We start from the raw sequence: 9,962 nt of genomic DNA, 5'->3' as shown, positions 1-9,962 counted from the left end.
CAGCTTGCCGCTGCATTACAGGCCGGACAGATGGCAGCATCCGACTACGTGTCAGAACTTCCAGATACCGCTTGCAACCGAAGGGGCGTCCACAGATGATTCAAGGTGCGGGCCGGCGAGGGAGGCCGAGCTGCATGGCAAAGCCGTATTCGATGGACTTGCGCGACAGGGTTGTTCGGGCGGTAACGGCGGAGGGCATGTCGTGTCACGCGGCGGCTGCATGCTTCGGGTTGCGCCGAGTTCGGCGATCAAATGGACGCGGCGCTACCGCGACACGGGCAGTGCAGCCCCTGGGCGAATGGGTGGGCGCCGAACCAGGATCCTGTCGGGCGAGACGCGGGACTGGCTGCTGGAGCGGGCCACACGGGACTTCACGCTACGCGGCCTCGTTACCGAGTTGGCAGAGCGCGGCGTGAAGGTCGACTATGTGCAGGTCTGGCGGTTCGTGCATGCCGAGGGGCTGAGCTTCAAAAAAAAGCGTGCTGCCCGCCGAGCAGCTCCGCCCCGCCATCGCACGGCACCGGGCGCGGTGGCAGAAGTACCAGGGCCGGCTTGATCCGGCCCGCCTGGTCTTCATCGATGAAACCTGGGTGAAAACAAACATGGCGCCGCTCAGAGGCTGGGCGCCGGTCGGCCAGCGGCTGCATGCCAAGGTGCCTTACGGCCACTGGCGCACCATGACCTTTCTGGCGGCGCTGCGCTGCGACCGGATCGACGCACCCTGCGTACTCGACCAGCCAATCAATGCCCAGAGCTTCACCGGCTATGTCGAGCAGTGCCTCGTCCCGACGCTCAAGCCCGGCGATGTCGTGGTCATGGACATGTGTGGACGCCCCCGTTGGAGCAAGCTGAATCTTGGGATAGCCAATGGCGCGCGGATCGGGTGCTGACATGTGTCCGGCCTTGTTGCGGCCATGACATGCCGCGGGCCCGTATGGGAGTTCGCGGATCGGGTCCAAAACAACCTGGCGCGCTTTGATAGCGCTTGTCCATGAACTGGTTTTCCCGACCCCGTCTCACGACCGTTGCGCCATACTCTCCTTCGACCTCAGCCTGCTCCACGGCACCCCACGACCCTGACGGCTTATGCCGCCACGGCCGGAGCTCGGTAGACCCCGCCATGGGCGAGCAGCGCCCAGACCATTCGGGCCATTTTGTTGGCGAGTGCGACCCGCACCAGCATCGGCGGCTTGCGCGCCATCATGCTGGCCAGCCACGATCCCGGCTTTGCACCCTTACGTGACGCCCAGCCCGCGACCGCGCTCGCCCCAATGATGAGCAAGCGTCGCAATGTGCGTTCGCCCATCTTGGATGTCCGGCCCAGTCGTTCCTTGCCGCCGCTTGATCGCTGCACCGGCGTAAGACCCAGCCAGGCGGCAAAGTCACGCCCCCGCCTGAAGGTCGCGGCGGCAGGCGCCAGCGCGACCAGAGCCGTCGCGGTAATCGCCCCTATGCCGGGGATGGTCATCAGCCGCCTCGCGACCGGATCATCCTTCGCACGGCGCACGATCTCAGCATCGAGCTTCAGAACCCGGTCATCGAGCGCATGCAGCTCGGTGATGAGCACGCCGAGCACGATGCGTGCCGACTCAGGCAAATCGGAATCGGGATCTTCGACAATGGCGATCAGCCTTGCGACATGCATCGGGCCCTGCGCAACGACCATGCCAAACTCGGTCATGTGACCGCGAAGCGCGTTGATGAGCTGGGTTCGCTGCCGGACCAGCAGGTCGCGGGTACGAAATACCAGTGCGGACGCTTGCGCCGCCTCGCTCTTCACCGGCACGAACCGCATGGTAGGGCGCTGCGCCGCCTCGCAGATCGCCTCGGCATCGGCCATGTCGTTCTTCTGTCGCTTCACGAAGGGCTTCACGTAGGCCGGCGCGATCAGCTTCACCTCGTGACCAAGCCGCCCAATCTCGCGCGCCCAGTGATGCGCCCCGCCGCATGCCTCCATCGCCACCGTGCAGCGGGGCAGCTCCGCGAAGAAGCTAAGCAACTGATCACGCCGGAGCTTCTTCCGCATAACGACCGTGCCGTCGCGGCCTGCGCCATGCACCTGAAAAACGTGTTTGGCCAAATCCAGCCCGACGGTGATAATCTGTTCCACGGACGCCTCCTTGGTGGTCTGCAAAACCACCACTCTGGCACATAGATGCCGCCGGGGGCGTCCACCCCATCAACCTGTCCAGCCACAAGCAGCCTGCTATCCGAAGCGCCATCAGGGCCGCGGGCGCCAGGCTGTTGTTCCTGCCGCCCTACAGTCCGGACCTGAACCCCATCGAGCAGGTCTTCGCCAAGCTCAAGCACCTGATGCGAAAGGCCGCAGAACGATCCCATGAGGCGACATGGCGCCGCGTCGGCGAACTCCTCGATACCTTCTCCCCCGACGAGTGCCGCAACTATCTCCGCAATTCCGGATACCCGTCAGCTTGATGTCATCAGACTCTAAGGTCCGCTCGAGCCCGTTATAACGCCCGGCAATCATGCGGGGTTGCTGCTGGACCCCGCGACTGGGCCCGGCGAGATCGAGTACCGCGTTGAGGCGCAGGATGCGGTCGAGCTCAAGCATGGCAGGATGATGCGAGTATCTGCCGAGAGGCTCCGGATCGGACGGAGATGCGCGTAACGATGGCGTTGGCCGGCGCCCGGGCAACGAAAGCGATTGATGGCAGCAGGCTGGTGCATACGAAGTGGTGACCGTGGCGATCCTACGATCGCGGCCCCCGGCAATCCGTGGCTCACGCAGTCCGCAGAAGGCCGTCCTGTACCGTCACCGGCCAAGGGGTCAGGCGCTGCCCCATGCATGGCCCGCCGACACACACGCCATCCTCGATCGTGAACAGCGCGGCGTGCCAGGAGCAGGCGATCAACTCGCCGCCCGGTGCGACGTACTCGTCCAGCGTCTGCGCCAGCGGCAGGCCCATATGCGGGCAGCGGTCAACATAGCCATAGGCGGCGTCGCCGCGGCGGACGACGAAACCGTGGAAGCGGCCGGCGCGCATCTGGAGGACGAAGGCGCGTCCTCGCCCGTCGGCGATCTGGTCGAGCGGCCCGAGCGACACCCCGGCGGGGGTGGCGAAGACGCGCGTGTCGGCGGTCATCGGTCGGCGTCGGGTTGGCAGTCGGGGTGCGCCGCGGCGAACGCCGGCAACGCGCGCGCCCGCTCGCCTGCCGCCACGAGCCGGGGGTAGGGGGCGAGCGCAACACCGAACCGCTCGGCCGAGTAGAGTTGCGGCACCAAGTGGCAGTCGGCCAGGCTCGGCGTGTCGCCGAACGCGAAACCCTCGCCGTGGCGCGCGATCAGCGCCTCCAACGCGGTGAAGCCGTCGCCGATCCAGCGCGCGATCCAAGCCTGCACCTGCGCCTCGCTCGCCGCGAGTTCGCTGCGCAGCGTCTCGAGTACGCGGAGATTGTTGAGCGGATGAATGTCGCACGCGACGAGCGCCGCCATCGCACGGACCACCACGCGCGCTTCCCGATCGGGCGGCAGCAGCGGCGGGGCGGGGTGGCGTTCCTCAAGCCATTCGAGGATCGCGGGGCTCTGCGTCAGGACGCCGCTGTCATCCGTTTCCAGTGTCGGAACGAGCGCCTGCGGGTTCAGCAGGCGATACGCCGCGTCCCGCTGCGCGCCGGTACGCAGGTCGTGCGGTTCTTGGTCGTAGGGAAGCCCCTTGAGATTCAAGGCGATCCGCACGCGATAGGCGGTCGTCGAGCGCCAGTAGCCGTGCAGGATCATGCGCGCGCCGGCAGCACCGTGGCGGTGCACTCGCCGAAGCCGATCGCGACCCGGCCGGGTGCGCGCGCCGTCGCGCGCAGGGTCACCGCGTCACCGTCGGCCAGGAAGCGGCGCATTTCGCCACTTGGAAGCTCGATCGGATCGGTGCCGCCGCGACTGATTTCGAGCAGGCTGCCGAACCCGTCGCGGGTGGGTGCGGAAATGGTCCCGGTCCCCAGCAGGTCGCCGGGTCGTAGGTCGCAGCCGTTGGAGGCGTGGTGCGCGACGATCTGCGCGACCGTCCAGTACATGTTCGTCGCCGGGCCGCGGCTGAGCGTCACCGGCGCCATGCCCGCGTCGCGCATCGCCGCGCTTTGCAGCAGCACCTCCAGCTCCAGCGCCAGCGCACCCCCAGCCTGGTCTGCGTCGTCCCACAGGTGCGGCAGCGGCTGCGGGTCGCCGTCCGGCCGCGGCGGCTGCGCGGTGCGAAACGGCGCCAATGCCTCGGCGGTCACCACCCAGGGGGAGACGCTGGTGTGGAAATTCTTCGCGAGAAACGGCCCGAGCGGCTGATACTCCCACGCCTGGAAGTCGCGCGCCGACCAGTCGTTGAGCAGGCAGAAACCGGCGATATGATCGGCGGCGGCACCGATCGGGATCGTCTCGCCCAGCCGGTTCCCAGGCCCGATCCACACGCCCAGCTCCAACTCGTAGTCGAGCCGCTCGCTCGCACCGTAGCTCGGCACCTCGGCATCGGGCGGCTTTCGCTGACCGCGCGGGCGCACCACCGGCACGCCGGAGGGACGGATCGAGGACGCGCGGCCGTGGTAGCCGATCGGCACCCACTTGTAATTGGGAAGCAGCGGATTGTCGGGGCGGAACTGGCGGCCGACGTTGTTGGCGTGGTGGATGCCGACGTAGAAATCGGTGTAGTCGCCAATCGCCATGGGCAGGTGCAGCGTGCAGGCCGAAGCCGGGAGCAGCGCCGGCGCCACTGCCGGGCGGTTGGTCGGATCGACGAGCAGCGCCGACAGGCGGCGGCGCAGCGTCCTTCGATCGGCTGCGGGCAGCGCGAACAGCGCGTTGAGCGTCGAGCCCGACAATGTCGGCACGATCGCGTCCGGCAGCAGCGCCGCCACCGCCTGAAGGTCGAGAATCCGGTCGCCGATCGCCACCCCCGGCCGGGGTCTGCCGTCGCTGTCCGAAAAGATGCCGTAGGGCAGGTTCTGCACCGGGAAATGCGGGTGGCCGTCGGCGCCCGCTACCCAGCTGGTCCGGGCGGGGTCGTGGGTCTCGTCGATAATGGGCAGGCTCATGCGACGCGCGCCTTGGCGAAGCCGCTCCACACGTCGTCATAGTCGAGCTGCATCAGCGGGGTCTCGACCGCCCAGCGGGTGGTGCGCACGACGTGACGGGTCTCGAACATAAACGCCATGGTTCCTTCGATCTTGTGCGGCTTGAGCTCGGCGGCGACCGCCTTGTCGTAGGCGGCCTGGTCGGGGCCGTGGCCGTTCATCTGATTATGAAGGCTCGCGCCACCGGGCACGAAGCCGCCGCCATCCTTGGCGTCATAGGCGCCGTGGATCAGCCCCATGAACTCGCTCATCACGTTGCGGTGGAACCAGGGCGGGCGGAAGCTGTCCTCCGCGACCATCCAGCGCGGCGGGAAGATCACGAAGTCGCAATTCGCGGTGCCGGGCGTGTCGCTGGGGCTGGTCAGGACGGTGAAGATCGACGGGTCGGGGTGGTCGAAGCTCACCGTGTTGATCGTGTTGAACCGCGTGAGATCGTAGCGATACGGCGCAAGATTGCCGTGCCAGGCGACGACGTCGAACGGCGAATGGTCGAGGCGTGTCTCCCACAGGCAGCCCTGGAATTTCTGGATCAACTGGCATGGCGCGTCGCGATCTTCGAACCATGCGACCGGCGTCTCGAAATCGCGCGGGTTGGCGAGCCCGTTGGCACCGATCGGCCCCAGCTCGGGCAGGCGGAAGGCGCTGCCGTAGTTCTCGCAGACGTAGCCGCGCGCCGCGCCATCCGGCAGCGCCACCGCGAACCGCACGCCGCGCGGGATCACCGCGATCTGCAGCGGCGCGACCTCGATCCGCCCCAGTTCGGTAACGAGCAGCAGGCGGCCGTGCTGCGGCACGAGCAGCAGTTCGCCATCGGCCGAGAAGAAGGCGCGATCGACCATGTCGGCGGAAGCGGCATAGCCGTGGATCGCGACGCCGGACCCGGTCGCGACGTCGCCGGTGCCGCCATAGGTGACGAGCCCGTCGACGAAGTCGGTCGGCGCATCGGACGGCAGCGGCAGCGGATCCCAGCGCAGCCGATTGGGGCTGGGGGGCACCTCGTCGAACGGCGCCGAGCGCAGCTGCGGTGCGCCTTCGTAGCGCGTGAAGGGGGCATGCGCGGCGGCGGGCCGAAGCCGGTAGAGCCAGCTGCGCCGGTTCTCTTGCCGAGGTGCGGTGAAGGCGGTGCCCGAAAGCTGCTCGGCATAGAGGCCAAATGGCACCTTCTGCGGACTGTTGCGTCCGACCGGCAGCGCGCCGGCGACGGCTTCGGTCGCGACATGGTTGCCGAAGCCGGGCAGGTAGCGGATCGCTGCGGACATGGTTTTCTCCATCGGGCGCCGTCCCGTCGCGATCACGCGTCGACCTGGATTACCCCGCGGCGAATCTGGTCGAGCTCGATCGACTCGAACAGCGCCTGGAAGTTGCCGTTGCCGAACCCCTGATTTCCCTTGCGCTGGATGATCTCGAAAAAGATCGGGCCGACCATGTTCTCGGTAAAGATCTGGAGGAGGATGCCTTCCTCGCCGACGTTACCGTCGATCAGGATGCGGTTGCGCTTCAGCCGCTCCAGATCCTCGCCGTGGCCGGGCACGCGCTTGTCGACCAATTCGTAATAGGTCTCGATTGTGTCCTGCAGCCGCACGCCGCGTTCGCGCAGCTTCTCCACCGTCGTGAAGATGTCGTCGGTGGTAAGGGCGAGATGCTGGATGCCTTCTCCCTGATATTCGCGCAGGAACTCCTCGATTTGCGAATTGTCGTCCTGGCTCTCGTTGAGCGGGATGCGAATCGCGCCGTCGGGAGCGATCATCGCCTGGCTGAACAGACCGGTCGCCTTGCCCTTGATGTCGAAATACTTCTGCTCCTCGAACCCGAAGAGCGTCGCATAGAAGCTCGACCAGGTGCGCATCTCACCGCGGCGCACGTTATGGGTGAGGTGGTCCAGCAGGTAGAGCCCGACGCTGTTCTCCGCCTCCGCCTGCTGCCAGCCGGGCACCTCCTGCCATCCCGCGTAGAGGTCGCCTGTCGCAGCCACGAGATAGAGGTAGGAGCCGCCGATCCCCTCGATCACGCAGGCGTCGGCGCCGAGCGTGCCGGTCGCGGCATCGACCGGTTTCGCGCCTGCCGCAACTGCGTGATCGAACGCTGCCTTGGGATCGGCGACGCGGAACGCCATGCCGCTGGCGGAGGGACCGTGCGCGGCGTGGAACGCCGCGGCCTGGCCGCCCGGCTCGGCATGGAGCAACAGGTTGATGCGCCCCTGCTTGTAGCGGGTCACCTGTTTGGAGGGATGGCGATGGGTGGCGACGAAGCCCAGTGATTCGAACTGGCGCGCCAGCTGCTCCGGGTCGGCGGCGGTGAACTCGCAGAATTCGAAGCCGTCGAGGCCGAGCGGATTGCGGGGGTCGGTCATGCTGCGTCTCTCCAAAGGGCGGGGGCGTCGGTCATGGACGCGGATGGGTATGGGCGTAGTGCTGGGTGCCGCGGGTGAAGACCGTCTCGTCCGGCAGCAGCGCGTCCGGCGCGAGGTCGGGCTGTTCGCGCAACGCATCGTAGAGCGGCGCGAAATCGGTCTCGAGCGTCGCCGCGAGCAGCGCCTCGAAGCTGTCGACGACGAAATAGCTCTGCTGGAAGTCGTCGATCCGGTAGCGGGTACGCATCACCCGCGCGAGGTCGAAGCCGATGCGGTTGGGCGAGGGATCGTCGAGCGCGAAGCGCGACTCCGAGAAGGAGGAGACGATACCGGCGCCGTACAGCTTGAGCCCGTCGTCGCCGCGGACCAGCCCGAACTCGACCGTATACCAGTAGAGCCGCGACAGCCGCTCCAGCGCGCCGAGGCCGAGCGCGCGCTGCCCGCCTTCGCCATAGGCCTGCATGTAATCGGCGAACGTGGGGTGCGCGAGCAGCGGTACGTGGCCGAACACGTCATGGAAGACGTCGGGCTCTTCCAGATAGTCGAGCTGGTCTGGCCGGCGGATGAAATTGCCCGCGACAAAGCGGCGGTTGGCGAGGTGATCGAAGAACACGTCGTCGGGGATCAGCCCCGGCACGGCGACGACCTGCCATCCCGTGGCACGCATCAGCCGCTCCGACAGCTCGGCGAAGTCGGGGATGCCCGACTCGGAAAGCCTGAGCCGGTCGAGCCCGTCGAGGAACTCGGGCGTCGCGCGCCCCCTCAGCATCGACACCTGCCGTGCAAATAGCGTGTCCCAGGTGGCGTGTTCCTCGCGTGTGAATGCGCCCCAGTTTTGGGGGATCGTCCAATCGCTGGCGGCGCCGGGCGGAGGCGAGATCCGGTCGTTGGGCATGACACCTTGTTTCCTGCTGGCTCCGGGAAGAGGAGCGAGCGTCGAGTGGCCAGTCTGCCGCAAGGAGCGATGGAATAAAAGAGTGCTTCCTATCAACAACATACGTTGCAATTTACGACTGCGCTGCACAATCTATGCTGCAGATGCGAGGTGATCTTGCGCTCGTGAGCAGATCAAGACTGTGACGTGATTGGGCGGCACGGCTGATAGAGGTTGTGAGAACGACCAGATCACGGACGCACCCGATGATCGAAGTGGCGTCCCCCGTGTGGGTCCTCGCCCCGCGGACCGTGCCGCTCATGGGCTCGGAGGCGATGCTGCACAGTCTCTTCGTCGGCCGGGGCGCGCCTGAACCTGACTACACCTTGCTGGCACCGGATGCCGGAGAGCCAAACCGCGCGGTGCTTGCGGCCGCACACCGCCGCCTGAAACCGTCCGGCTGGCAAGTTTATTGACCTCGTCGGGCCCGACCCGGCGTCGCCTTAGCTGCGCCGACGTGGTTGCCTCGGGCAGCACGGAGGCTTCGTACGGGTGTCGCGACGCACTAACGTTTCAGTAGCGATGTCGCGGAATTTCGCTCGATCGTGCTGATGCATTGGGTGAGTCCGCCCAAGGAGGTTCAAAGGAAACCAGTGGCGAGAGTTGTGAGGTGGTGCCGGTTTTCTGGACAGGAGGCTAAGCTATCCCGGACGTGAGGGATGGACGGGAATGAAGACGACGCGGAAGCGGTATACGGGCGAGTTCAAGGCCAAGGTTGCGCTGGAGGCGATCCGGGGCGAGCTGACGTTGGCGGAGCTGGCGACGAAGCACGGCATCCACCCGACGATGATCGCGACGTGGAAGCGGCAGGCGATCGACGGCATGGCAGCGACCTTCTCGGGCGCGACCGAGGCGGCGAAGGCCGCGGGCGACACCGAGATCGAGAAGCTGCACGCCAAGATCGGTCAGCTGGTGGTGGAGCGGGATTTTTTATCGAAGGGGTTCGCGCGATGAGTGTCGGGCGACGTCGGCAGATGATCGAGCGGGAGCATGCCAGCCTGTCGATCGCGGCGCAGTGCCGGCTGGTGTCGATCAGCCGGTCGTCCTTCTACTATGCGCCGGTGCCGGAAACGGCGGAGACGCTGGCGCTGATGGCGGTGATCGACACCTCGTTCCTCGACCACCCATGGTATGGCAGCCGCCAGATGGCACGGCACCTCAACCGCCTTGGCCATGCGGTCGGGCGGCGGCGGGTGCGGCGGCTGATGGCGACGATGGGGTTGGCGCCCATCTACCAGCGCCCGCGGACGAGCGACCCGCACCCGAAACATCGCATCTACCCGTACCTGCTGCGCGATCTGGAGATCACGCGGCCGAACCAGGTCTGGTGTGCCGACATCACCTACCTGCCGATGCGGCGCGGCTTCCTCTACCTCGTCGCTGTCATGGACTGGGCAAGCCGGAAGGTACTGGCCTGGCGGCTGTCGAACACCATGGACGCGGCGTTCTGCGTCGAGGCTTTGAAGGAAGCGCTGGCGCGCTTCGGCAGGCCCGAGATCTTCAATACGGATCAGGGCAGCCAGTTCACCAGCACCGACTTCACCGGCGTGCTACGCGATGCCGAGGTGCGGATCAGCATGGACGGGCGCGGCCGCTGGATGGACA

The 9,962-nt window shown here is 66.8% G+C and carries 8 protein-coding genes and 3 pseudogenes; 4 read left to right on the top strand and 7 right to left on the bottom strand.

Going from position 1 to position 9,962, the window contains the following annotated elements:
- Window positions 1-134: 134 nt before the first annotated feature.
- Window positions 135-830 (top strand): annotated as a pseudogene (locus tag ACBY01_RS16865) (IS630 family transposase); the annotation flags it as partial.
- Between the two features lie 254 nt (window positions 831-1,084).
- Here the strand turns inward: ACBY01_RS16865 and ACBY01_RS16860 are convergent.
- On the bottom strand, window positions 1,085-2,110 hold the full coding sequence (locus ACBY01_RS16860) for an IS110 family RNA-guided transposase (protein WP_416462152.1): 1,026 nt from the start codon (window positions 2,108-2,110) through the stop codon (window positions 1,085-1,087).
- 71 nt (window positions 2,111-2,181) lie between these two features.
- On the opposite strand from ACBY01_RS16860, the pseudogene ACBY01_RS16855 reads away from it, so the two are divergent.
- Window positions 2,182-2,436: pseudogene (locus tag ACBY01_RS16855) on the top strand (transposase); the annotation flags it as partial.
- Between the two features lie 305 nt (window positions 2,437-2,741).
- Here the strand turns inward: ACBY01_RS16855 and ACBY01_RS16850 are convergent.
- The 6 genes from ACBY01_RS16850 to phhA are packed head-to-tail and all read right to left on the bottom strand — an operon-like array spanning window position 2,742 to window position 8,318.
- The gene (locus ACBY01_RS16850) at window positions 2,742-3,104 is read right to left on the bottom strand and encodes a Rieske (2Fe-2S) protein (RefSeq protein WP_416462150.1); all 363 of its coding nucleotides are present in this window, start codon (window positions 3,102-3,104) and stop codon (window positions 2,742-2,744) included.
- The gene (maiA, locus tag ACBY01_RS16845) at window positions 3,101-3,739 is read right to left on the bottom strand and encodes a maleylacetoacetate isomerase (protein WP_416462149.1); all 639 of its coding nucleotides are present in this window, start codon (window positions 3,737-3,739) and stop codon (window positions 3,101-3,103) included. Before maiA ends, ACBY01_RS16850 begins: the two co-directional genes overlap by 4 nt.
- Window positions 3,736-5,034 (bottom strand): fumarylacetoacetase, encoded by a 1,299-nt coding sequence (gene fahA / locus ACBY01_RS16840; RefSeq protein ID WP_416462148.1) that lies wholly within the window; start codon window positions 5,032-5,034, stop codon window positions 3,736-3,738. Before fahA ends, maiA begins: the two co-directional genes overlap by 4 nt.
- Entirely contained in the window at window positions 5,031-6,332 is a 1,302-nt protein-coding gene (hmgA, locus tag ACBY01_RS16835; RefSeq protein WP_416462147.1) for a homogentisate 1,2-dioxygenase, read from the bottom strand. Before hmgA ends, fahA begins: the two co-directional genes overlap by 4 nt.
- Before the next feature lie 32 nt (window positions 6,333-6,364).
- The gene (gene hppD, locus ACBY01_RS16830; protein ID WP_416462146.1) at window positions 6,365-7,423 is read right to left on the bottom strand and encodes a 4-hydroxyphenylpyruvate dioxygenase; all 1,059 of its coding nucleotides are present in this window, start codon (window positions 7,421-7,423) and stop codon (window positions 6,365-6,367) included.
- Window positions 7,424-7,454: 31 nt separating this feature from the next.
- On the bottom strand, window positions 7,455-8,318 hold the full coding sequence (gene phhA, locus ACBY01_RS16825) for a phenylalanine 4-monooxygenase (protein ID WP_416462145.1): 864 nt from the start codon (window positions 8,316-8,318) through the stop codon (window positions 7,455-7,457).
- A 245-nt stretch (window positions 8,319-8,563) separates the two neighbouring features.
- Here phhA and ACBY01_RS16820 point away from each other — a divergent pair, with 245 nt between their 5' ends.
- Both ACBY01_RS16820 and ACBY01_RS16815 read left to right on the top strand, forming a co-directional pair.
- Window positions 8,564-8,773: a hypothetical protein gene (locus ACBY01_RS16820; protein ID WP_416462143.1), complete on the top strand. Its 210-nt coding sequence runs from the start codon at window positions 8,564-8,566 to the stop codon at window positions 8,771-8,773.
- A 253-nt stretch (window positions 8,774-9,026) separates the two neighbouring features.
- Window positions 9,027-9,962 (top strand): annotated as a pseudogene (locus tag ACBY01_RS16815) (IS3 family transposase); the annotation flags it as partial.

This window comes from Sphingomonas mangrovi, from assembly GCF_047975845.1.
GTDB lineage: Bacteria > Pseudomonadota > Alphaproteobacteria > Sphingomonadales > Sphingomonadaceae > Sphingomonas.
The sequence above is the reverse complement of the archived record's forward strand: the minus strand, read 5'-3'. Positions and strand labels throughout refer to the sequence as shown.

Excerpts from the sequence above, each read along its gene's own strand:
- hmgA (WP_416462147.1), bottom strand. The coding sequence starts at position 6,332 with ATGTCCGCAGCGATCCGCTACCTGCCCGGCTTCGGCAACCATGTCGCG.
- fahA (WP_416462148.1), bottom strand. The coding sequence starts at position 5,034 with ATGAGCCTGCCCATTATCGACGAGACCCACGACCCCGCCCGGACCAGC.
- hppD (WP_416462146.1), bottom strand. The coding sequence starts at position 7,423 with ATGACCGACCCCCGCAATCCGCTCGGCCTCGACGGCTTCGAATTCTGC.
- phhA (WP_416462145.1), bottom strand. The coding sequence starts at position 8,318 with ATGCCCAACGACCGGATCTCGCCTCCGCCCGGCGCCGCCAGCGATTGG.
- ACBY01_RS16850 (WP_416462150.1), bottom strand. The coding sequence starts at position 3,104 with ATGACCGCCGACACGCGCGTCTTCGCCACCCCCGCCGGGGTGTCGCTC.
- maiA (WP_416462149.1), bottom strand. The coding sequence starts at position 3,739 with ATGATCCTGCACGGCTACTGGCGCTCGACGACCGCCTATCGCGTGCGG.
- ACBY01_RS16820 (WP_416462143.1), top strand. The coding sequence starts at position 8,564 with ATGATCGAAGTGGCGTCCCCCGTGTGGGTCCTCGCCCCGCGGACCGTG.